17 protein-coding genes are annotated in these 24,039 nt (G+C 61.9%); 1 reads left to right on the top strand and 16 read right to left on the bottom strand.

What is annotated here, in order from left to right:
- Positions 1–12 precede the first annotated feature (12 nt).
- The 10 genes from ACP7B3_RS16955 to hutC all read right to left on the bottom strand — a co-directional run bounded on the left by ACP7B3_RS16955 (position 13) and on the right by hutC (position 12,602).
- On the bottom strand, positions 13–1,422 hold the full coding sequence (locus ACP7B3_RS16955; protein WP_426179769.1) for an amino acid permease: 1,410 nt from the start codon (positions 1,420–1,422) through the stop codon (positions 13–15).
- 161 nt (positions 1,423–1,583) lie between these two features.
- Entirely contained in the window at positions 1,584–3,122 is a 1,539-nt protein-coding gene (gene hutH / locus ACP7B3_RS16960) for a histidine ammonia-lyase (RefSeq protein ID WP_369301656.1), read from the bottom strand.
- Positions 3,123–3,163: 41 nt separating this feature from the next.
- Positions 3,164–4,687: an HAL/PAL/TAL family ammonia-lyase gene (locus tag ACP7B3_RS16965; RefSeq protein WP_426179772.1), complete on the bottom strand. Its 1,524-nt coding sequence runs from the start codon at positions 4,685–4,687 to the stop codon at positions 3,164–3,166.
- A gap of 143 nt (positions 4,688–4,830) precedes the next feature.
- Complete coding sequence (locus ACP7B3_RS16970; protein WP_106577492.1) at positions 4,831–5,655, bottom strand: quaternary amine ABC transporter ATP-binding protein; 825 nt, start codon at positions 5,653–5,655, stop codon at positions 4,831–4,833.
- Positions 5,652–6,503 (bottom strand): ABC transporter permease, encoded by an 852-nt coding sequence (locus ACP7B3_RS16975; protein WP_145159921.1) that lies wholly within the window; start codon positions 6,501–6,503, stop codon positions 5,652–5,654. The genes ACP7B3_RS16970 and ACP7B3_RS16975 overlap by 4 nt, the downstream gene beginning before the upstream one ends.
- 72 nt (positions 6,504–6,575) lie before the next feature.
- The gene (locus ACP7B3_RS16980; RefSeq protein ID WP_426179774.1) at positions 6,576–7,541 is read right to left on the bottom strand and encodes an ABC transporter substrate-binding protein; all 966 of its coding nucleotides are present in this window, start codon (positions 7,539–7,541) and stop codon (positions 6,576–6,578) included.
- A gap of 69 nt (positions 7,542–7,610) precedes the next feature.
- Positions 7,611–9,068, bottom strand: coding sequence for a purine-cytosine permease family protein (locus ACP7B3_RS16985; protein WP_426179776.1), 1,458 nt, complete (start codon positions 9,066–9,068; stop codon positions 7,611–7,613).
- Positions 9,069–9,260: 192 nt separating this feature from the next.
- Complete coding sequence (gene hutU / locus ACP7B3_RS16990) at positions 9,261–10,931, bottom strand: urocanate hydratase (protein WP_426179778.1); 1,671 nt, start codon at positions 10,929–10,931, stop codon at positions 9,261–9,263.
- A 403-nt stretch (positions 10,932–11,334) separates the two neighbouring features.
- On the bottom strand, positions 11,335–11,895 hold the full coding sequence (locus tag ACP7B3_RS16995; RefSeq protein WP_106577489.1) for a HutD/Ves family protein: 561 nt from the start codon (positions 11,893–11,895) through the stop codon (positions 11,335–11,337).
- Positions 11,892–12,602, bottom strand: coding sequence for a histidine utilization repressor (gene hutC, locus ACP7B3_RS17000; RefSeq protein WP_232000148.1), 711 nt, complete (start codon positions 12,600–12,602; stop codon positions 11,892–11,894). Before hutC ends, ACP7B3_RS16995 begins: the two co-directional genes overlap by 4 nt.
- Before the next feature lie 147 nt (positions 12,603–12,749).
- Between hutC and ACP7B3_RS17005 the strand changes: the two genes are divergently transcribed.
- Positions 12,750–14,114: a formimidoylglutamate deiminase gene (locus ACP7B3_RS17005; RefSeq protein ID WP_426179780.1), complete on the top strand. Its 1,365-nt coding sequence runs from the start codon at positions 12,750–12,752 to the stop codon at positions 14,112–14,114.
- Positions 14,115–14,241: 127 nt separating this feature from the next.
- On the opposite strand, the gene ACP7B3_RS17010 is transcribed toward ACP7B3_RS17005, so the two are convergent.
- The 6 genes from ACP7B3_RS17010 to ACP7B3_RS17035 form a co-directional block, all read right to left on the bottom strand.
- Positions 14,242–14,811: a lipocalin family protein gene (locus tag ACP7B3_RS17010; protein WP_145159912.1), complete on the bottom strand. Its 570-nt coding sequence runs from the start codon at positions 14,809–14,811 to the stop codon at positions 14,242–14,244.
- A 30-nt stretch (positions 14,812–14,841) separates the two neighbouring features.
- Positions 14,842–15,096 (bottom strand): hypothetical protein, encoded by a 255-nt coding sequence (locus ACP7B3_RS17015; RefSeq protein WP_017849914.1) that lies wholly within the window; start codon positions 15,094–15,096, stop codon positions 14,842–14,844.
- Positions 15,097–15,272: 176 nt separating this feature from the next.
- Complete coding sequence (locus ACP7B3_RS17020; RefSeq protein ID WP_053253909.1) at positions 15,273–16,283, bottom strand: class 1 fructose-bisphosphatase; 1,011 nt, start codon at positions 16,281–16,283, stop codon at positions 15,273–15,275.
- A 96-nt stretch (positions 16,284–16,379) separates the two neighbouring features.
- The gene (locus ACP7B3_RS17025) at positions 16,380–17,723 is read right to left on the bottom strand and encodes a DUF3999 domain-containing protein (protein WP_426179946.1); all 1,344 of its coding nucleotides are present in this window, start codon (positions 17,721–17,723) and stop codon (positions 16,380–16,382) included.
- Positions 17,723–21,241 carry a DUF2339 domain-containing protein gene (locus tag ACP7B3_RS17030; protein ID WP_426179783.1) on the bottom strand — a complete coding sequence of 1,173 codons (3,519 nt, stop codon included), beginning with the start codon at positions 21,239–21,241 and terminating at the stop codon, positions 17,723–17,725. Before ACP7B3_RS17030 ends, ACP7B3_RS17025 begins: the two co-directional genes overlap by 1 nt.
- A 171-nt stretch (positions 21,242–21,412) precedes the next feature.
- Positions 21,413–23,863 carry a glycogen/starch/alpha-glucan phosphorylase gene (locus tag ACP7B3_RS17035; protein ID WP_262208047.1) on the bottom strand — a complete coding sequence of 817 codons (2,451 nt, stop codon included), beginning with the start codon at positions 23,861–23,863 and terminating at the stop codon, positions 21,413–21,415.
- Positions 23,864–24,039 lie beyond the last annotated feature (176 nt).

A 24,039-nucleotide genomic window follows, 5' to 3' on the forward strand; every position in this document is an offset into this window, starting at 1 on the left:
CGCCTCCCTAAGTTAACGATGAGACAAAGCCGGGTCGTAATGAACCGTGGCCGCTTGCCCGGCAGCGGGTTTGACCCACAGCAGGTAAGCGACGACGAGCAGCACAATCCACACGGCGCCGACCAGCAAAGCGGCCTGGGTGTCCGGGAAGTAACCCAGCACGCCAAACACGAACAGCATGAACACGATGGCCGCTGCGGGCGCATAGGGCCAGAACGGCACCGGGAATTTCAGCGCGGCGACCTGCTCCCTGGTCATCGAGCGGCGCATCGCGACCTGAGTGAACAGAATCATCAGCCACACCCACACAGTTGCGAAGGTGGCAATCGAGGCGATCACCAGGAACACGTTCTCCGGGATCAGGTAATTGAGCACCACGCCGCCGAGCAACGCCGCGCCCATCACCACCACGGTCATCCATGGCACGCCCTGTTTGGACAGCTGCGCAAAGCCCTTGGGCGCCTGCCCTTGCTGGGCCAGGCCGTACATCATGCGGCCGGCGCCAAAGATGTCGCTGTTGATGGCCGAGACGGCCGCCGAGATCACCACGATGTTAAGGATGGTCGCCGCCGAGCCGATGCCCAGGTTGCTGAAGATCTGCACGAACGGGCTGCCCTGGCTGCCGATCTGCGGCCACGGGTAGATCGCCATCAACACGAACAGCGTCAGCACGTAGAACAACAGGATGCGCAACGGTACTGCGTTGATCGCCTTGGGGATCACGCGTTGCGGGTCTTTGGCTTCACCGGCGGTGATGCCGATGATTTCGATGCCGCCGAACGCAAACATCACCACCGCGAACGAGGCAATCAGGCCGCCAACGCCGTTGGGCATGAAGCCGCCATGGGCCCACAGGTTGCTGATGCCGCTGGCCTGGGTATCGCCGGCCGAATGAATGCCGAACAGCATGATGCCGAAACCGCCGAGGATCATCGCCACAATGGCGCCGACCTTGAGCAGCGACAGCCAGAACTCCATCTCGCCAAACACTTTGACGTTGCACAGGTTCAGGCCGCCGATCAAAAACACAATGCCGAGCACCCACACCCAGCGCGCGACCTCGGGAAACCAGAAGCCCATGTAGATGCCAAACGCGGTGACGTCGGCGAGACAGACGATGATCATTTCAAACGCATAGGTCCAGCCGAGGATAAACCCGGCCATCGGGCCCAGGTAGGTGCTGGCGTACTGGCCGAAGGAGCCGGAAACCGGATTGTGCACAGCCATCTCGCCGAGGGCGCGCATCACCATGAATACGGCGGCGCCGCCGATCAGGTAGGCGAGCAGCACGGCGGGGCCGGCCATCTGAATGGCGGAGGCAGAGCCATAGAACAGCCCGGTGCCGATCGCGGAACCGAGTGCCATGAAGCGAATATGTCGGGCGTTCAGCCCGCGTTTCAAACCCTTTTCTTGCTGGTGCATTTCTCTTCCCTAGTTATTGTTATCCCGAGAAAATTCAAATCGGCGAATGCTCAACCTGTGGGAGCTGGCTTGCTGCGATGGTGGTATGTCAGTCACACATGTTTCAACTGACAGATAGCTATCGCAGGCGAGCCAGCTCCCACAGTTGGACAAGGGCGAGCTTAGAGGCTCGGCAGCAACTTGGCCGGCACCAGCTCATTCAGGCAGCGGCTGGCGAGCAGTTCGCTGGCGGCATTGATGTCCGGGGCGAAGAAGCGGTCCTTGTCGTAGAAGCCGACCTTGGCGCGCAGGATGCCACGGGCTTTTTCCAGCTTCGGCGAGGTTTTCAAACCGTCGCGCAGGTCCAGGCCCTGGCACGCGGCCAGCCATTCCACCGCCAGGATGCCACGGGTGTTCTCAGCCATTTCCCACAGGCGCTTGCCCGCAGCCGGGGCCATGGACACGTGGTCTTCCTGGTTCGCCGAAGTCGGCAGGCTGTCCACGCTGTGCGGATGGGACAGCGCCTTGTTCTCGCTGGCGAGTGCAGCAGCAGTCACCTGGGCGATCATGAAGCCGGAGTTGACCCCGCCATTGCCCACCAGGAACGGCGGCAATTGCGACATGTGTTTGTCCATCATCAACGAGATACGGCGCTCGCTCAGGGAGCCGATTTCGGCGATGGCCAACGCCATGTTGTCAGCCGCCATGGCCACCGGTTCGGCGTGGAAGTTGCCACCGGAAATCACGTCACCTTCGGCAGCAAACACCAGCGGGTTATCCGACACGGCGTTGGCTTCTACCACCAGCACGTCGGCGGCTTGGCGGAACTGGGTCAGGCAGGCGCCCATGACTTGTGGCTGGCAGCGCAGGGAGTACGGGTCTTGCACCTTGTCGCAGTTCTGGTGCGACTGGGAGACCTGGCTGCTTTCGCCGAGCAGGTCGCGATAGGCCGCAGCCGAATCGATCTGCCCACGTTGGCCACGTGCGGCGTGAATACGCGCGTCGAACGGCGAGCGCGAGCCGAGCACGGCTTCCACGGTCAGCCCGCCGCACGCCAGTGCAGCGGCGAACAAGTCTTCGCCCTCGAACAGGCCGCGCAGCGCATAGGCGGTGGACACCTGGGTGCCGTTGAGCAGGGCCAGGCCTTCTTTGGCGGCAAGGGTCAGCGGCGTCAGGCCTGCGACTTTCAGTGCCTCGGTGGCTTCCAGCCATTCGCCTTTGTAGCGCGCCTTGCCTTCGCCCAGCAGCACCAGCGACATGTGCGCCAACGGCGCCAGGTCGCCCGAAGCACCGACCGAACCTTTGAGTGGGATGTGCGGGTACACCTCGGCGTTGATCAGTGCGATCAGCGCGTCGATTACCTGGCGGCGAATCCCGGAGAAACCACGGCTCAGGCTGTTGACCTTGAGCACCATGACCAACCGCACCAGCGCGTCGCTGATCGGCTCACCAACGCCGGCGGCGTGGGACAGCACCAGCGAACGCTGGAGGTTTTCCAGGTCTTCGCTGGCGATGCGGGTCGAGGCCAGCAAGCCGAAACCGGTGTTGATGCCATAGGCGGTGCGATTCTCGGCGAGAATCTGCTCCACGCAGGCAACACTGGCCTCGATCTGCGCCGTGGCGCTGTCATCCAGACTGAGGGTTACCGGCTGCTGGTAGATGGCCCGCAGTTGGGCAAGGCTCAGTTGGCCTGGAATCAGATTTAGCGCAGTCACATTCATGCTCCTTTGAATTGTTCTTCTGAATATTTTTGAATAAGTAATCAGTGCAAGTGGGGTAATACGTGGTGCAGCAAAGCGGTGTCCTTGAGCAACGCGGCGGCGCTGGCGATGTCTGGCGCCAGCCAGCGGTCTTGCTCGTATGGTGGGACTTTTTCACGTAGCAGGCGCCAGGCACTGTCGGTGCCCGCGCCGAAACGCTGGTCCTTGAGAAACTCGAAGGCCTGGGCCGCCAGCAGGTATTCGATGGCGAGAATCTGGGTGACGTTGGCCAGCAACTGGTGCAGCTTGAGCGCGGCGTTGGTGCCCATGCTCAGGTGGTCTTCCTGCAGGCCGGAAGTGACGAAGTTGTCGAGCACCGCCGGTTGCGCCAGTTGGCGGTTCTGCCCGCACAGTGAGGCGGCGACGTATTGCACGATCATCATCCCGGAGTTGACCCCGGGGTTGCTGACCAGGAACGCCGGCAAGCCGCTGACGTGCGGGTTGATCAGGCGGTCCAGACGGCGCTCGGCCACCGAGCCGATTTCGGCCATGGCGATGGCGAGCATGTCGGCCGCCAAGGCCACGGACTGCCCGTGCGGGTTGGCCTGGGACACCACACGGTAGGTGTCTGGCGTGCCGAGCACCAGCGGGTTATCGGTGGCACTGTTGAGTTCGGTCTCGATCTGGCGGGTGGCGTGTTCGACCTGGTCGCGCGCTGCGCCGTGAATGTGCGGGATCGAGCGGATGCTCAAAGCGTCCTGGGTGCGAATGCCTTGGCTGCTGGCGATCACTTCACTGCCATCGAGCAAGGCGCGCAGGTTGATGCCGACTTGCTGCATGCCCGGGTGCGGCTTGAGGGCGATGATGGCTTCGTCAAAAGCGTCGATCTGGCCGCGCTGGGCCTCGAAACTCATGGCGCCGATCACGTCGGCCCATTGCAGCAAATGATGTGCGTCGGCCAGGGCCAGGCAGCTCAGGCCGGTCATGCACGGCGTGCCGTTGACCAGGCACAGGCCGTCTTTGGCGCCGAGTATCACCGGCTGCAAACCTTCTGCGTGTAATGCTTCTTGCGCTGTCACGATCTGACCGCGATAGCTCACCGTGCCGACACCGAGCAACGCCACGCCGACGTGGGCCATGTGAGTCAAGTAACCCACCGAACCCTGGGACGGCACTTGCGGCGTGATGCCGTGGTTGAGCAGCGCCAGCAGCGAATGCACCACCTGTGGGTGCAGGCCGGATTTGCCGTGGCTGTAGTTGATAATTGCCGCGCAAATAATCGCGCGGGTTTGCTCGTCACTCAGTACCGGGCCGACGCCGCAGGCGTGGCTCAGCAAGGTATTGCGCGACAGCTGGCTGAGTTGCTCGCCCTTGAGCGACACATTGCACAGCGCGCCCAGGCCGGTGTTCACGCCATAGGCGCGCTCGCCGCTGGTGACGATGCGCTGCACGATGGCCTGGGCATTGTCGATGCGCGCCCAGGCGTGGCCCGAGAGTTCGAGCTGCGCACCAAAGCGGGCGACGGCGACCACGTCCTGCCAACGCAGGGGGGCGTCGGCGATGATGATTTTTGCTGCCTGGGACATCTTCATACCTTCTTCAATTCTTGTGCAGCCTTACCGGCCTCTTCGGGGGCAAGCCCCCTTCCACCTTTGAAGGTGTTCACAGTTCAACCTATGGGAGGGGGCTTGCCCCCGATAGGGCCCGCAGCCTCACCACACAATCGGGCTCAAACCACCGCCGCCCGCCGCTGAACAAACCGGTCCACATACTCATCCGCCGGCGAATGCAGAATCTCGCGCGGCGTGCCGACCTGGATCAGCTTGCCGTCCTTGAGGATCGCGATGCGGTTGCCGATACGCACGGCTTCGTCGAGGTCGTGGGTGATGAACACGATGGTTTTGTGCAGGGTCTTTTGCAGCTCGAGCAACTGGTCCTGCATCTCGGCGCGGATCAGCGGGTCGAGGGCGCTGAAGGCTTCGTCCATCAGGATGATGTCGGTGTCGGCTGCCAAGGCGCGGGCCAGGCCCACACGCTGGCGCATGCCGCCGGACAGCTGGTGCGGGTATTTGTTTTCGTAGCCTTTGAGGCCCACGGTTTCGATCCAGTGCAGCGCGCGTTCGGCGCACACCTGCTTGGTTTCGCCACGCACTTTCAGGCCGTAGGCGACGTTGTCGAGCACGCTCTTGTGGGGCAGCAGGCCGAAGCTCTGAAACACCATGCTGATCTTGTGCCGACGGAATTGGCGCAGGGCTTCCATGTCCAGTTGCAGGATGTCTTCGCCGTCCACCAGGATCGCGCCGCTGGTTGGGTCGATCAGGCGGTTGAAGTGACGCACCAGCGTGGATTTGCCGGAGCCCGACAGGCCCATGATCACGAAGATCTCGCCGGTGCCGATGCTCAGGGACAAGTCGTTGACGCCGACCACGCAACCGGTCTCGGCCAGTACCTGATCCTTGGTCTTGCCTTGGCCCACCATGGCCAGGGCGTCCTTGGAACGGTTGCCGAAAATCTTGAAGACGTTTTTAACTTCAATTTTGCTGACAGTAGTCATTTGCTCGCCTCATGCCGTGGACGACCATAGGCCTGGGTAATGCGGTCGATGACCACTGCGAGAATCACAATCGCCAGCCCGGCTTCGAGGCCACGGCCGACGTTGAGGGTCTGGATGCCGACGAGCACGTCTTCACCCAAGCCACGCGCGCCGATCATCGAGGCGATGACCACCATCGACAACGCCATCATGGTGGTCTGGTTGATACCGGCCATGATGCTTGGCAGCGCCAGCGGCAGTTGCACGCCGAACAGTTGCTGCCAGCGGTTGGCACCGAAGGCGTTGATGGCTTCCATGACTTCGCCGTCGACTTGGCGAATGCCCAGGTCGGTCAGGCGAATCAGCGGTGGCGCGGCGTAGATCACCGTGGCGAAAATCGCCGGCACCTTGCCCAGGCCGAACAGCATCAGCACCGGGATCAGGTACACGAAGCTCGGCATGGTTTGCATGATGTCCAGCAACGGCATCAGCACCGAGCGCAGGCGATTACTGCGCGCCGACAAGATGCCCAGCGGAATGCCGATCAGCACCGAGATCACCGTGGCGACCATCATCAGCGCCAGCGTCTGCATCAGCTTGTCCCACAGGCCAACCGCGCCCACCAGGAACAGCAGGCCGACGATCACCGCCGTGGTCACTACCTTGCGGGTGGCATGCCAGGCGATACCGCCGACGATGACCAGCATCAGCCACCAGGGCGCCGCGCGCAGCAACCCTTCCAGGTTGACGATGGCCCACAGCAGGGTGTCGGAGATGTGCCGGAACACATCGCCGTAGTTGGTGACCAGTGAGTCCACCCAACCGTTGACCCAGTCGGCGATGGAAAACGTAAAACTCTCAGGAAACATAGCGTGCTCTCGATCCAGTGGGTTGTGGCCGGGTGTCCGACGAGCCCCTCAGGGTAGTCGGACACGCTTGACCTACAAGGCCGCGTCGATTTTCTTGGCTGCGTCGTCGCTCACCCATGCGTGCCAGACTTCAGGATGTTCCTTGAGGAAAATTTTCGCCAGTTTTGGCGACTCAATTCGCTCTTTGGCCATGCGGCCCAGGTTCTGGTTGAGCAAATCGATCGGCAGGTTGACCTTCTCCAGCACAGCCACCAGCTCTGGCGCTTGCTCGTGGAAGGTATTGGACAAGCCGACCTTGATGCTCACGCTTTTATCCACACCAGGCTTTTCTTCGAGCTTGACCAGGTCGACCTGGCCCATCAGCGGCGTCGGCGACCAGTAGTAGAACAGGATCGGCTCGCCACGCTTGTAGCTCGACAGCACCGCCGCATCCAGCGCCGGGCCGGTGCCTGGGCGGAAGTTGGTGTAGGTGCTTTCCAGGCCGTAGCTTTTGAGCATTTCGCTGTTGTCCAGCTCACAGGTCCAGCCGGCCGGGCAGTTGTAGAAGCGGCCTTTGGAAGGTTCTTCCTGGTCCTTGAAGACCGAGGCGTATTTGGCCAGGTCAGCGATGTTTTTCAGGTCCGGCGCCTTGGGTTCCAACTTGCGCTTGGCGTCGCCTTCAATCACGTAACGTGGCACGTACCAACCTTCGACGGCACCGACAACGGGCGCGCCAACGCCGATGACTTTGCCGGCCTTCTCGGCCTTGTTCCAGACTTCGCTGCGGCCGACCCACTCTTCGGCAAACACCTGGATGTCGTTGCTGCTCAGGGCGTTTTCCATGGTGATGGAGTTACCCGGCAGGCTGTCGGTTTTGCAGTCGTAGCCTTTTTCCAGCACGGTTTGCAGGATGTCGGTGAGCAACATGCCGCTTTCCCAGTTCAGGCCTGCGAACTTCACCGGCTTACCGGATTCGCACCAACCGGCCGCCTGTGCGCCAGCCGAGGCGAGCAAGCCTGCAGAGAGCAGCGTGGCCAGCAGGGTCTTATTCATTTTCATTGTTGTGACGCTCCCAATCTTGAAATGGATTACGGCAGTCAGTAGGCATCCTGCCCTGTCCACGTCCCATCAGGCTTGTGCGGCCAGCCCGTTTGTCGTTGGTATAGCGCCCTGCTCTACCGGCAGGATCAGGTGCTCAGGAATTGCGCTGTGCCACTTTTTCGCGGCCCAGTAATACAGCGCAGCGGGCACCACCAGGCCGATGATCCAGGAGATATCGGTGTCGCCGAGGCTGGCAACCAGTGGGCCGGTGTAGAAATGCGTGGAGATGAACGGCATCTGAATCAGCACGCCCAGCACGTAGATGCTGATGCCCATCCAGTTCCAGCGGCCGTAGCGACCATTGGGGTTGGACAGCGCCGGAATGTCGTAGCGCTCTTTGGTGATGCAGTAGAAGTCCACCAGGTTGATCGCGCTCCACGGCGTGAAAAACGCCAGCAGAAACAGGATGAACGCGGAGAAATCCTTGAGGAACGAGTCCTTGCCCAGCAACGCCAGCGCGGCGGCAATCGACACCATCAGGAAGATGTACAGCAGGCGCACCGCACTGGAAATATGCCGGCTGCCACGAAAGCCGCTGATGATCGTCGCGATGGACATAAAGCTGCCGTAGGCATTGAGGGTGGTCACCGTGACCTTGCCGAAGGCGATGCTGAAATACAGCAGCGCCGCGACAATGCCGGTGCCGCCCAGGCCGACGATAAACGACACTTCGTGGTGGGCGAATTGCGCACCGGCCAGGGCCGCCGCGAACACACCGAACACCATCGACGCCTGCGCCCCGATCACCGAACCCAGGCCAACCGCCCAGAAGGTTTTCGACGCCTGCGTGCTGCGCGGCAAGTAGCGGGAGTAGTCCGCCACATACGGGCCGAACGCGATCTGCCAGGACGCCGACAACGAAATCGCCAGCAGGAAACTGCTCAGCGAAAAATGCTTGTCGCCCAGCAGCGCACCAACATCGTTACCGGCGAGCAATTTGTAGAACAGGTAGATGAAGGCAACCACGCCAAGCACGCTGGCGACGCGACCAATACCGTGGATCACGCGGTAACCGAAGACGGTGAACACCATGATCAGCCCGGCGAACAGCACGATGCCGACCCAGTCTTCGACGTGCAGCAGCTGCGCCACCGCCTGCCCCGCCAGCAGCGAGCCGCTGGCCGAAAAACCGATGTACATCAGGCACACCAGCACCAGCGGGATCACCGCGCCATACACGCCAAACTGCACGCGGCTGGAAATCATCTGCGGCAAGCCCAGTTGCGGGCCTTGTGCCGCATGCAGCGCCATCACGCCGCCGCCCAGCAGTTGGCCGATCAACAGACCGATCAACGACCAGAACACATCACCGCCCAACACCACGGCCAAGGCCCCGGTAACAATCGCAGTGATTTGCAGGTTGGCACCCAGCCACAGGGTGAACTGACTCAATAGACGACCGTGTCTTTCCGCTTCCGGGATGTAGTCGATCGAACGCCTTTCGATCAACGGGGTGGTGCTTGCACGTGCATCATTTGCAGCCATGTGTGTTCAACCTCTGATGGATTGTTTTTCGGTGGTGCGGGTGAAACAGGTTTTGTGTAAACAGCAGGGCAAATGTGGGAACTGGCTTGCCTGCGATGGCATCCCCTCGGTTCTGCCGAGAGACCGAGTCGCCCGCATCGCAGGCAAGCCTGCTCCCACACAAACCCACTCCCACAGGAACCTGGCCGTTCGTTACTTGATCATCGGCAGATTGAGGCCCTGTTCCTTGGCGCAGTCGATGGCGATCTGGTAACCGGCATCGGCGTGACGCATCACCCCAGTGGCCGGGTCGTTGTGCAGCACGCGGGCAATGCGCTCCGCCGCTTCGTCGGTGCCGTCGCAGACGATCACCATGCCCGAATGCTGCGAGAAGCCCATGCCCACGCCGCCGCCGTGGTGCAGCGACACCCAGGTTGCGCCGCTGGCGGTGTTGAGCAAGGCATTGAGCAGTGGCCAGTCGGACACGGCGTCGGAACCGTCCTGCATGGCTTCGGTTTCGCGGTTCGGGCTGGCAACCGAGCCGGAGTCGAGGTGGTCACGGCCGATTACTACCGGCGCGGACAGCTCGCCGCTGCGCACCATTTCGTTGAACGCCAGGCCCAGCTTGGCGCGCTGGCCCAGGCCAACCCAGCAGATACGTGCCGGCAGGCCCTGGAAGCTGATGCGCTCGCGGGCCATGTCCAGCCAGTTGTGCAGGTGGGCGTCGTCGGGGATCAGCTCTTTGACTTTGGCGTCGGTCTTGTAGATGTCTTGCGGGTCGCCGGACAGTGCAGCCCAACGGAACGGGCCGATGCCACGGCAGAACAGTGGGCGGATGTAGGCCGGTACGAAGCCTGGGAAAGCGAAGGCATCTTCCACGCCTTCTTCCTGAGCCATCTGGCGGATGTTGTTGCCGTAGTCGAAGGTCGGGATGCATTGCTTCTGGAATTCCAGCATGGCTTTGACGTGCACGGCCATCGACTGCTTGGCGGCCTTGATTACAGCAGCTGGTTCGGTCTTGGCGCGGGCGCGGTATTCGTCCCAGGTCCAGCCGGCCGGCAGGTAGCCATTGAGTGGGTCGTGGGCGCTGGTCTGGTCGGTGACCATGTCCGGGCGCACGCCGCGCTTGACCAGTTCCGGCAGAATTTCCGCCGCGTTACCCAGCAGGGCGATGGAGATGGCCTTGCCTTCCTTGGTGTATTTGGCGATGCGGGCCAGGGCGTCGTCGAGGTCGGTGGCTTGCTCGTCGACATAGCGGCTGCTCAGGCGGAAGTCGATGCTGACCTGCTGGCACTCGATGTTCAGCGAGCAGGCGCCGGCCAGGGTTGCCGCCAACGGCTGCGCGCCGCCCATGCCGCCGAGGCCGGCGGTGAGGACCCAGCGGCCGGTCAGGTCGCTGTTGTAATGCTGGCGACCGGCTTCGACGAAGGTCTCGTAAGTGCCTTGGACGATGCCCTGGCTGCCGATGTAGATCCAGCTGCCGGCGGTCATCTGGCCGTACATGGCCAGGCCCTTGGCATCCAGCTCGTTAAAGTGTTCCCAACTGGCCCAGTGCGGCACCAGGTTGGAGTTGGCGATCAGCACGCGCGGGGCGTTGCTGTGGGTCTTGAACACGCCGACCGGCTTGCCGGATTGCACCAGCAGGGTCTCGTCGTCATTCAGGTTGGTGAGGCTTTCGACGATCTGGTCGTAGCACTCCCAGTTGCGCGCTGCACGGCCGATACCGCCGTACACCACCAATTCTTTCGGGTTCTCGGCCACTTGCGGGTCGAGGTTGTTCATCAGCATGCGCAGCGGCGCTTCAGTCAGCCAGCTTTTGGCGGTGAGCTTGTTACCGCGAGCGGCACGGATTTCGACGTCACGGTACTTTGTAGGCTTGGTCACAACAGACTCCTCGGCGATCGATGCGCGAACATTGATGGTGCGAAGGAGAGTCTTACGCACACATCTTTACTTGTACATACAAGCATATGCAATCAAGCGGCCAACTTTGCGGGTGAGCTGTTGAGAATTTTTTGGAAGGCGTGTGTAAGCCTTGAAAATTAAGGCTTGGAGGTTTGGTGAAATTTCTTACAGAGGCGTTTTTAAGCGAGGGAAATTTGTCACGATGGCGCGGCTTTGCGCCACGCTGGGGCGTTCGGTAACAAATTGGTGCGGGACTGGAAACAGATTCTGTGAGCGCCACAGAAGCAAATGTGGGAGGGGGCTTGCCCCCGATTGCGGTGTATCAGCCAGCCCATCGGGTACTGATACACCTTAATCGGGGGCAAGCCCCCTCCCACATTTTTTAACCGCGTGCGGTCAGTTCGATGACGCAGCAGCGGCCACTGACTGAGAGGTCCAACAGGCCAGTGTTACCGTCCACCTGCAGACAATCGTGATGCCCCAGCTTCTGGTCCAGCACCTTCACTTCATCCGCCACGCTGAACACCAGTACCGTCTGCGCCGTCGTGAAAAACCGCTGCACGCCATCAATCCACTGAAAGCGCGCCTGATAACGCTGCGGCGAATAAATCAGGTTGAAATCGCGGATCGGCCCGGTGATCAAGCGGCACGAAACCTCGCTTTCACCGCTGAACGCAAAGGGCTGCAGCGGCAACAAACCACGCTGCTCTTCGCCATCCACGGTCAGGACCATGCCTGCGCCCTTGATCACGGTGATCACGCGCTGGTAGCCGGCGAAGGTGGAAAACCCACCCGACTCGGCGATATCGGCAATCGACAGGCGCCAGCCGAAGCCATCCAGGCCGGTGCCGGCGTCACGGGTAATTTCTTCGGTGCTGCCGCCGCCGTTTTTCCACGGCATGCGGATGTAATCGGTGGCGCGCCAGACTTTCACTGCACTCATTTACTGAAACGTCCTTCCAGGCTATGGCGGGAACCGGGGTGGATCAAACGCGCGGCGGTCACCGGCTGGCGACCGGACCAGGTACGCCGACGAATCAACAGGCACGGCTCGCTCGGCTCGATCTGCAGCAGCTTGCACTCCTCGGCATCGGCGAGGATCGCTTCAACCACGTGCTCGCCTTCGGTCAGCGGTGCAACCTGGTTGAGGTAGGCATATGGCGTTTGCTGGGTGAAATCCTGCTGCAAGTAATCCGGCGCCACCAGGGCGTTGACGAAACGGTCTTCGATTTGCACCGGAATGTCGTTTTCAAAGTGCACGATCAGCGAGTGGAATACCCGCCCGCCTTCGCGCATTTCCAGGGCGACGGCGCGCTCGGAGCCTGCGGCCTCTTCGCACAAATGGATGACCTGGCAGGTATGCCGATGACCGCGGGAGGCGATCTCATCGGCAATGTTGTGCACTTCAAACAGCGCCGACTGGCTCTTGGGTTCGGCGACGAACGTGCCGACGCCTTGCATGCGCACCAGCAACCCTTCGGCGGTGAGTTCGCGCAGGGCTCGGTTGATGGTCATGCGGCTGAAGCCCAGCTGGCTGACCAGCTCGCTCTCGGACGGCACGCGGTAATGCGGCGGCCAGTTGCCGTTGAGGATCTGCTGGCTGATCATCTGTTTGACGCGGGCATACAAGGGCGCCGGACTTTCGTCCATGTGGGCAGCCAGCGAAGACTTGGCAGGCGGAGTCGGCACAGGGAATCCTTGCAGGGGGAAAAGATGCATAGATTGCCGGAGTTTACCGAGCAGGCAAACGTCTGTATATGTATATACAAATAAACACACGACCGGAGTGCCTTGATCATGTCCGCTTTCTTTGCCGAACGCGCGCTGCTGCCTAATGGATGGGCCAACGATGTACGCTTTGAAGTCAGCGCCGATGGCGTGCTGACCCACGTTGAGCCCAACGCCAGTGCAGACGGCGCCGAACGGCTCAGAGGCCCGGTGTTGGCGGGCATGCCGAACCTGCATTCGCATGCATTCCAGCGCGCCATGGCGGGCCTGGCGGAAGTGGCCGGCAACCCGAATGACAGCTTCTGGACCTGGCGCGATCTGATGTACCGCATGGTCGGCAAGATCAACCCGGACCAACTCCAGATCATCGCGCGCCAGCTGTACATCGAGATGCTCAAGGCCGGTTACACCTCGGTGGCCGAATTTCACTACGTGCATCACGACGTCAGCGGCCAGCCGTATGCCGACCGCACGGAGCTGTCGCGGCAGATCAGCCAGGCGGCCGCCAGCAGTGGGATTGGCCTGACGCTGGTGCCGGTGCTCTACAGCCATTCCGGGTTTGGCGGCCAGGCGCCGAATGAAGGCCAGCGGCGGTTTATCAACAGCACCGAGAACTACCTGGACCTGCAAGCGTGCTTGAAGCCAATTCTCGCCGCGCAACCGGCGCAGCAGTTGGGCCTGTGCTTCCACTCTCTGCGCGCCGTCACGCCGCAACAAATCAATGACGTCCTGGCTGCCAGCGACAAGGCGTGCCCGGTGCATATCCACATCGCCGAGCAGCAAAAAGAGGTCGACGACTGCCTGGCCTGGAGCGGCAAGCGCCCGTTGCAATGGCTGTATGACAATGTCGAGGTGGATGAACGCTGGTGCCTGGTGCACGCCACGCATGCTGATGCCGACGAAGTGGCGCGCATGGCCAAGAGCCGCGCGATTGCCGGTCTGTGCCTGACCACCGAAGCCAACCTGGGCGACGGGATTTTCCCCGCAGTCGATTTCCTCGCTCAAGGCGGGCGCATGGGCATCGGTTCCGACAGCCATGTGTCGTTGAGTGTGGTGGAAGAATTACGGTGGCTGGAATACGGCCAGCGCCTGCGCGATCAACGGCGCAACCGCGTGTACCGCAGTGATCAGCCGATGGTCGGCCGCACGCTGTTTGATGCCGCGCTGGACGGCGGCGCCCAGGCGCTGGGCCAGCCGATTGGTCGGTTGGAAGTGGGTAAACGCGCGGATTGGATAGTGCTGGACGGCAACGATCCGTACCTGGCAACGGCGACCGAGGACGGGATTCTCAATCGCTGGCTGTTCGCCGGCGGTGATCGGCAAGTGCGTGATGTGCTGGTCAACGGCAAGTGGGTGGTGCGCGATGGGCGCCATGCCGGTGAAGAGAAAAGCAGCCGGGCATTCACGCAGGTCTTGAGGGACTTGCTCGGCTAACCAACAACCCATAACAAATGTGGGAGCTGGCTTGCCTGCGATGCAGACACCTCGGTGTATCAGTTACACCGGGGTGATGCTATCGCAGGCCAGCCAACTCCCACATTAGATTGAGGGTGACCTCAGATTACTGCGAGGTTTTGGCCATCTGCTTGTCCGACGTACGCCAGATCAATCGCGTGGTGTCATACCCTTGCTGGCGCGCCCTGCTCAGCAGGTCTTCGCGGGTGTCGGCATTCACCGTCGGCGTACGTGACAATATCCACATGTAACGCCGGCTTGGGCTGCCGACGATGGCGGTCTTGTAGTCATCGCTGACATACAGCACCCAGTAATCGCCCTTGGCGACGCCCGGCAGCAGCGCCGTGAACCAGTTATTGAATTCCACCCAAAGCTTGTCGGTCTTGCCCGGCACTTGCGGCGTGGCCGTGCCCTTGGCTTCTTCCCACTTCCATTCAGGCGTCAGGCAGCGGTTGAACACCGACATGTCGCCATCGGGCAGCAGCGTGTAGCGGGCTTCGGACTGCGCGCAGTTGCGCTGGAAGTACATGGGCAATCGGGCCAACTCATACCAGGTGCCCTGGTAACGCTTGAGGTTGACGTTGCTTGCTGTCTTGGGTTGCAGATCATCGCCAGAATGGCTGGCGCAGCCTGCCAAAAACAGGCTGGCACAAAGGCAAAAAACAAAACGCATCATTCTTCTTCTCCCGCAGGCTCGCGCCCCGGTTTACTTCAGGCCTTGCCCGGAAAACATCAAAACTTTGTCACCGGCATATTGAACGCTGATAAAGCTGTTTTTATCGCCCCAGGTGCAACTGGACATGCCCAGTGCGCCAGAACAATCGGTCGGTTTGCCCAGCAGCGACTCCACCTCAGCCTTGGCCATGCCAGCCGACAACTTCGCGTAATTTTCTTGGTTGACCTTGCTGCAAGCGGCCAATAGCACGCAAAAAGCCAGCAGGGCGAGACGGCGTAACGACATGGAAAAACTCCTGGAGGGACGAAGCAGCTTGGGTATCTGCCAGAAGCTTAGAAGGGAAAAGAGGTGTCTGGTTCCCGATGAGCAAAAACAAAAAAGCCCCGAAAACGCTGAAACGTTTCGGGGCTTTTTCAACAGTGAACAGCCTCACAACATCGCGGATAAGTTATCGCCGCGTCTTACTTCTTGTGGTAACCGGTCACACGCTCAACTTCTTCTTTGGAACCCAGGAATACCGCCACGCGCTGGTGCAGGCCTTCGGGCTGGATGTCGAGGATGCGCTGGTGGCCGTCGGTGGACGCGCCGCCCGCTTGCTCAACCAGGAAGGACATCGGGTTGGCTTCGTACATCAAACGCAGCTTGCCAGGCTTGGACGGCTCGCGGCTGTCACGCGGGTACATGAACAAGCCACCACGGGTCAGGATACGGTGCACGTCAGCTACCATCGCGGCGACCCAGCGCATGTTGAAGTTCTTCTTCAGCGGGCCTTCTTCACCTGCCATCAACTCGCCGACGTAGCGAGTCACCGGCTCTTCCCAGTGGCGCTGGTTGGACATGTTGATCGCAAATTCCTGGGTAGAGGCAGGAATAGTGATGTCTTCGTGGGTCAGCACGAAGCTGCCCATTTCACGGTCCAGGGTGAAGCCTTTGACGCCGTCGCCCAGGGTCAGCACCAGCATGGTCTGTGGGCCGTAGATCGCGTAGCCGGCAGCCACTTGCTCAGTGCCTGGCTGCAGGAAGGCCTTTTCGTTCAGGGCTTCGTTCTGGCTCAGGTATTCGTTCGGGCAACGCAGTACCGAGAAGATGGTGCCGACCGGCGCGTTGATGTCGATGTTGGACGAACCGTCCAGTGGGTCGAACACCAGCAGGTAGGCGCCTTTCGGGTATTTGCCCGGGATCTGGTAGGCATTGTCCATTTCTTCGGACGCCATGCCGGCCAGGTGACCACCCCATTCGTTGGCTTCGAGCAGGATCTCGTTGGAGATCACGTCGAGCTTCTTCTGCACTTCGCCTTGGACGTTTTCAGTGCCCATGCTGCCCAGAACACCACCCAGTGCGCCTTTGGACACGGCGTGGCTGATTTCCTTGCAAGCACGCGCCACCACTTCGATAAGGAAGCGCAGATCGGCAGGCGTGTTGTTGCTGCGGGTCTGCTCGATCAAATAGCGACTCAGGGTAACGCGGGACATGTAAGGCTCCGGAGAATGGGGGGCTTAAAAACCCGCGCAGTTTAACGCGAGTCGAGGGTTATTTCCTCTAATCAGAGGATTTAACGCCAATAGAGTTCACGGTTTGGCCGCAGGCGCACGCAACAAACTGTAGGCCATCGCCCCCAGCGCCGCCACACCCAACAGGAGCACGGCCCACAGGCCGAGTTTCTTCCAGTCGGTGCCCACTTCGGGCGATGCGGCAACGCTGGCGCTTTTAACCACTGCGTCACCGCTGACCCTGGCCTGGCCCAGCGTCTTGAGGCGCTCGGCGCTGTAGTCGGGAATCAAGGTCGACAAGGGCAGGTTTGCCGCCTTGACCGCGCCATTGCCCAACGCCAGGGTAAACGGCGGCTCACCCCGCGCCAGGAACACCAACTGCGTGGCGCGCACGGCAAAACGCAGGGCTGGCGCCTCAACGCCCAGGCCGCCGCCGCGCTCATCCACCTGCAATTTAAGCTCGCCGACAGCCACTCCCGGCAGTTGCAACTCATCCTGCACCACGTCCTGGCCATTCTGGGTCAAGCGGTACAACACGCCATTGCTCAGCGGCTGCCAGGCTTGATTGGCGTCACGGCGCCCCGCCAAGGTGACGGGCGCCAGCGTGTTCGGCTGCTTGAGCTCGATGCGCAGACGCTCGACATGCAGCCCCGTCGGCAACTGCCAGCTGTACTCCCCCGCCTTGAGCCACGCACCCGACAATGGCTGCGACCACACCAATGGCATCGGCAGGCTGCTGCTGGTGGCGCTCACCAGCTTGGCCGAGGTCAGCGTCGGCGCGACCTGGCCCTGCCACACCAAGCGCAGGTAACGCGCCGGTTGCCCCGGCAAACTCACCTCGTGTTGCTCGACACGCTCGTCGGCAAACGACAGACGTGCCACCTGGCCATCGCCCCACGACTCCCAGTGCTGCAAGTCGTCGCTGGCCTCAATGCTGAAACGCTGGAAGCCGTCCTGTTCGTGGCTCCAGTCCAGGCTCAGTTGCTGCAACGGCGCCTTGATCGCACTGGCGTCCAGCACCCAGCCGCGCAGCACTTGCTTGCCCGCCTTGGACGGGCGCACTTCGAGCAGCGTGCCTTCGGCGGTGGATTTCATCACCACATCCGGCACGCTTTCGCGCGTGTCGGCGGCGTACAGCGGAAACCACTTCACGTCGGTCACAGTGCGGCTTTCGGTGCGTTGCGCAGATTGGCGTGACAGCGCGTAGGCCTGCGGCTCACCGGCGGCATTGAACACGCGCACATCGCCGAGATCCGCCTGACGCGCGCTCAGTTGCACAGACAGCGGCAGCTCCAGGCGATACCAAGGGCCGTTGCCACTCACCGCCAGCGGCACTTGCGTGGTGAAGTCGGCAGGCGTTTCCTGCGCCCACACCGACGACGTCATACACACGCCCACCGCGATCACGCTCAACTTACCGATCAAGAGGATGCTCCTTCAGTTTCCAACACAGGTTCGGCACGCTTGGGCGGCAGCGGCGCAAAGTAACCCACCACCAGCAGCAACCCACCCACGCCGATAAACGACACGATCCGCGCCAGCCCGCCACGGTTGCTCAGCTCGACGAAGAACAGCTTGGCGACCACCACCGCAATCAGCGCCGCACCGATCAACCACACTTCGCGACGATGGCGCAGATGGCCGCCGATCATCAGCCCGAGGGCGATCAGGGTCCAGACAATCGACAGGCCGGCCTGAACCAGCATCGACTCCAGCAACGCCTCCGGATGGAACGGCACGCCTGCCCAATGGTGGGCAGCGCGCATCACCAGGGCCGTGAAAAAGGCAAACAGCGAAACACCCGCGACACCTTGGGCGATCAGCTCGGCACGTGGACCGCGCTGCGGCGCTACGCTGCGCGACCACAGGTAAATACCCAGCAACGCGAACAGCAGGCCCAGGTCCAGGGGGCTGAGCAGCGGCACATACGGCAGCGGTTTGGCCGTACCGTCGCTGAAGATATTGGCCAACCAGAACCAGCCGAGCATCAACACCGCCAGCGGCAACGCGGCGAGCACACGGTATTCACTCGGATACGCCGACACCGGCCATGGCCAGCGGCGCGGCGCAGCCGCCAACACGAGGTACAGACTTGGCAGGATCGCCCAACCCAGCCAGCGCCAGGCGTTGTATTCGCTCGACAGCAGCAACAGGCCGTAACGCAGCTCCAGCGCCAGCACGCCGATCAGCATCCAGCAGCCGAGTACGTGAGCGATGCTCAGCACGTTGCTCGGCACCACCGCCGCCAAACGCCGTAGCGAAATGAAATGCACCACAAACACTGCCAACCAGGCCAGCCAGCCGTACTGCGCTGCCGGGTGGTAGTAGTCATCGGCTGAGGCCAGCAACACCACGCCCGCCGCCGGCATCAGCAAGGCGCATAACATGCCCAACGACGCCCAGCGCAAACGTTCGGCCAGCAGCGCCCAGATCGCCACGCTCACCGCCGCGATGCCGAGCAAAAATGGCCCTTGCAACGCCTGCGGGATAAACCGCAACACTTCACCGATCAGCGCCAGCGTCCACCAGGCCGCGCCCCACACCAGCAGCAGGTCAGACAGGCGTTGCAGTTTCAACACGGCAAACACCGGCGCATGCGGCTCACGCTGCAAGCGCCAGGCGCCGACCAAGGCAGCCAGGCCCAACACCATTGGCGTCCAGAAACCGCTGTGCGCCAAGGGGTGCAAGCCTTCGCTGCTCAACGGCCCGAGCAGCTGTGGCACCGCCAACAGGAACGAAGCGCCGCCGATCAGTTGCAGCAGCAACCCAAACACAAAACTCACGCGTTGTTGCAGGTACAGGCTCAACCAGATGATCAGCAAACCGCTGGCTGCCCAGACGCCGCTGGCGCTTTCCCACGGCAGCACGAACAGCACCGCGAGGTTGATCAGGACCAGACCGGCTAGCAGCACCACCGACAGACCGCGCAGCAGGCCTACGTCGCTGCGCACCTTGTCGTCGCGCGCGGCCAGCAGCATGCCGCCGACCAACGCCAGGCCGATCAGCGAGGCGGTCAACAAACCGCTCCAGCCCGCACTGAATACCGCCGCCCCGTTACCGCCCTGCAAGCGCAACAGGAACAACGCGCCACCGAGCAATTGCACGCCAAACGCGGTGAACAGGAAGGTGCGCGAGCCGATGCGCAGGCCGACAAACAACGTCACAAGACCCGCGATTGCCCAACTGATGGCAGTGCCTTGGGTCAGCAGCAGCAACGGTGCAAGCAGGTACAAAAAGCTCAGGCCCAGGCTCGCCAGCACGGGCAGGCCTTTGCGCTCCCAATCCGCCGCCTGCTCGGTCGACGCCTTGCGCAACTGATTAAAGCTGAACAACAGCGCCGCACCCAGCAACAGCGCGCCCAATGGCGCACCGTCAAGCAAGGTCAGTTCGCCTACGCGCAGTTCGCTGAGGAACGCCAGCGCCGAGCCCAATTGCAGCAACAGGCCGAACGCGCGCGCCAGTGGCCGCTGCTGACGCAAGCCGAGCCAGAAAATCCCCGCGCCCTCCACCGCCCACGCCGCAGCCGTCCAGCGTGCGTCGAGGCCCAGCGGAATCGCCAAACTGGCAAAGATCACGCCCAACGCCAGGCAGGTTTCCGCCAGCAGCAAGGCGCGCCCGCCACGCAGCCATTGCGCCAGCCCCATGTAGAGGATGCCAAGGCCCAGCGCACTGAATGCGGCGGCAAATTCCAGGTGCTGCACCAGCGCGAACTGCAAACCAAAGCCCACCAACGGGGGGCCGAACAGCATGCTGCCATCGACGTAATCACCCTTGGCCGCCGACCAGCGCAGCAGCGCACCCCGGCTGTCGTCTTCGGGTGCGTCGCTCATCTCAAGCAGTTTACGCCGGGCGAACAACAGGCCGATGGCCAAATACATCAGGAAAAACAGGATCAGGAACGGCTCGGTGCTCCACAGCAGTTCCGGTGTGTAGGAACGCATGCCCCAGGCGAAACCAATGCCGAAAGTACCCACGAACCCGATTAGGTTGAGCAAGCGCCAGGCCTTGAACCAGGCGATGGCCAAGATGCCGGCGTTGAGCAATGCGAAGTAGCTGAACAACGCCACGTGATTGCCGGCGCCGGTTGACGTGAGAATCGGCGCGGCAAAGCCACCTAACGCCGCCGCGCAAGCCAGGCCGAGGGCATCCTGGGTGATCGCCAGGATTGCCGAGAACACCGTGACCGCCACCAGCAGGCCCAGCGCGGCGCCCGGGTCGATCAACGGGTGCAAACGCATCGCGGCGAACACCGTCAGGTACAACACGGCGATGCCGGTGCCTTGCAGCATCAGGCCGTAATTGCTGTTACGCAGCCGCAACCACCACCCCAGGCCCAACAGGCCGATGGCGGCAGCGGCAACCCCGGAGTAACGCAACTCGATCGGCACCACCACGCCTTCGGTGGCATAGCGCAGCAAAAAGGCCAGGCCCAGGAACAACAACACCACGCCGACGCGCAGCACGGTGTTACCGCCAAACAGCCAATTGCGTGCGCCACTGATGGCGCGCTCGATCAGGTTGGGGCCGCGGGCAATAGCAGGCTCTTTAGGTTCTGGCGTCGGCGCTGGGGCCCAGACGTCATCCGGCAGCGGCTGGCTCGCCTCGGCAACCACGGCGACAGGCGCCAGTTCGGCGGGCAGCTCCCAGACAAGTTCGGGCTTTGCAACGACAGGAGGAGGTTCAGGCACGGAGGGTTCGACAATCACGCTGTTCGTCGGCGCGGGCACCTCCAGTTGCCGCAGGCGCTCACCCAGCGCAATCAGCGCCTTCTGGGTGGTTTCCAACTGACGCGCCTGCTGGTCCGCTTGCGCCGACAGCTTCGCCAGGCGAATGGCCTGGCCAATGCCCAAGCCCAGCAGCGCACCGATACCCGCGTCACTGAACGACTCATCGAGTGTCCAGCCGAGCACCAGGCCAATCAGCATGAAAATCCATTGCATGGTTGATATCCCTAAGCAGCCCGAGGCGGGCAAACCGGGGCCTAGTATATCGACGCGGGGCCAATGTGGGAGGGGGCTTGCCCCCGATAGCGGTGTGCCAGTCGACATATCTGCAAACTGGCAATTCGCTATCGGGGGCAAGCCCCCTCCCACATTTTTGTATTGCGGTGATTAGTCGAGCGCTTTCCAGATTTCGGTCGCGTACTCCCTGATGGTGCGGTCGGACGAGAACCAGCCCATCCGCGCCGTATTCAGCACAGCCGAGCGCCACCACGCTTTGGAGTCATGCCAATGCGCTTCGACCCGCGCCTGGGCGTCCCAGTAGGAATCGAAGTCGGCACACACCAGGAAGCGGTCGTAGTCGATCAGCCCGTCGATCAGGCCCACATAGCGACCGGGATCATCCGGCGAGAACACCCCGCCCCGAATCGCTTGCAACACGTCGTTGAGACGATGGGAGGCAGCAATTTCCGGCCCGGCGTTGAATTCGCCAGCGTGCTTGCGGGCTTCGACCTGCTGAGCACTGAGGCCGAAAATGAACATGTGATCGGCGCCCACGCGCTCGTGCATCTCCACGTTGGCGCCGTCCATGGTGCCGATGGTCAGCGCGCCGTTGAGGCCGAACTTCATGTTGCTGGTGCCCGAGGCTTCAAAGCCGGCCGTGGAGATCTGCTCCGACAAATCCGCCGCCGGAATGATGCTTTCCGCCAGGCTGACGTTGTAGTTGGGCAGGAACACCACCTTGAGCAAACCGCGCACGGTCGGGTCGTTGTTCACGGTGCGGGCGATGTCGTTGGTCAACTTGATGATCAACTTGGCCTGGTGGTAACTCGCCGCCGCCTTGCCAGCGAAGATCTTCACCCGTGGCACCCAGTCGGTGCCCGGCTCGGCGCGGATCGCCTGGTACAGCGCCACGGTGTGCAGCAGGTTGAGCAGTTGGCGTTTGTACTCGTGGATGCGTTTGACCTGCACGTCGAACATCGCCGCCGGGTTCACTGAAATACCCAGGCGCTCATGGATGATCTCGGCCAGTGCACGCTTGCTGTGCAGGCGCTGATCGGCAAAGGCTTTACGGAAGGATTGCTTCTCGGCGAAGGTCTCCAGCTCCGTCAGGCGCGTTTCCATGGTGTCGAGAATGTCCGGGCCCAGCGCGTCCACCAGCATATCGGTGAGCTTGGGGTTGGCCTGGTACAGCCAGCGGCGGAAGGTAATGCCGTTGGTTTTATTGTTGATGCGCTCCGGGTACAGCTTGTGCAGCTCGGAGAACACCGTGCTGCGCATCAGCTGGGTATGCAGGCCGGACACGCCGTTGACGCTGTGGGAGCCGAGGAACGCCAGGTTACCCATGCGCACGCGGCGGCCGTTGTCTTCTTCGATCAGCGACACGGCGCGCAGCACGTCGAAGTCGTGAATGCCTTTGGCCCGTAGCGAGTCGATGTGCTGGGCGTTGATCAGGTAGATGATCTGCATGTGCCGCGGCAGCATGCGTTCCATCAAACCTACAGGCCAGGTTTCCAGCGCTTCGGGCAGCAAGGTGTGGTTGGTGTAGGAAAGGGTTTCAACCGTCACGTCCCACGCCGCTTCCCACGGAATGTCATGCAGGTCGACCAGTTGGCGCATCAGCTCGGCGACGGCAATCGAGGGGTGCGTGTCGTTGAGCTGGATGGCGGCGTGTTCGCCCAGGCTCAATACCGAGCCGTGCATGTTTTTGTGGCGGCGCAGCAGATCCTGCAGCGAGGCGGAGACGAAGAAGTATTCCTGGCGCAGACGCAGTTCCTGCCCTGCTTCGGTGCTGTCGGCCGGGTAAAGCACACGGGAGATGCTTTCGGCGCGGGCGACTTCGGCGACGGCACCCAAGTGGTCACCCGCGTTGAAACGCTCCAGGTGCAAGTCTTCCACGGCGCGTGCACGCCACAGGCGCAGGGTGTTGACGCTGGCGCCGCGCCAGCCGACGACGGGGGTGTCATAAGCCACCGCGCGCACGGTTTCATTCGGCGACCACACTTGGATCATCTTGCCGGAAGCGTCCGCCAGGGTTTCGACGCTGCCGCCAAAGCCGATGGGGTAAATCACCTCGGCCCGTTCGAATTCCCACGGGTTGCCAAAGTCCAGCCAGCGCTCGGTCTGCTCCTGTTGCCAGCCATCGACGATCGCCTGGCGAAACAAACCGTGCTCGTAACGAATGCCATAACCGTGGCCGGCAATGCCCAAGGTCGACATGCTTTCCATAAAGCATGCGGCCAGGCGGCCCAGGCCACCGTTGCCAAGCGCCGCGTCGGGCTCCAGCAGGCGGATGCGCTCCAGGTCCACACCGAGTTCGGACAGCGCTTCGCGCGCGATCTCCAGCACGCCGAGGTTGCTCAGGCTGTCGTAGAGCAAACGGCCAATAAGAAATTCCAGGGAAAGGTAATAAACCCGCTTCTGGCCTTTGCGGTAAATGCGCCGCGTGTGGTCCATCCAGTGATCGACCATCTGGTCGCGGGCGGCCAGGGCAATGGCTTCGAACCAGTCGTGGTCGAAGGCGTGGTCGGGGTCCTTGCCCACCGCGTAGGTGAGTTTGGTCAAGACAGCATCGCGGAATGCGGCTACCTCTGCTTCTCGTGCAAGCGGTTCCTGAGACATCGGTGCGACCTCGGGCGAGATTGAAGGAGTTGCTAGAGCCTAGTCGGTCTGACAGACGGTAGACGCTCTGGTTCGGCAGTATTTTTACTCATTCACCTTTGCGGGAAATTGATGCAGGGGTCGTGCCCAATCGGTGCTTGAGCAGCCTTCGGGCTGAAAACCACAAAATATTGTTC

Origin of the sequence: Pseudomonas sp. TWRC1-2 (assembly GCF_049896685.1) — a bacterium.
Lineage (GTDB): Bacteria > Pseudomonadota > Gammaproteobacteria > Pseudomonadales > Pseudomonadaceae > Aquipseudomonas.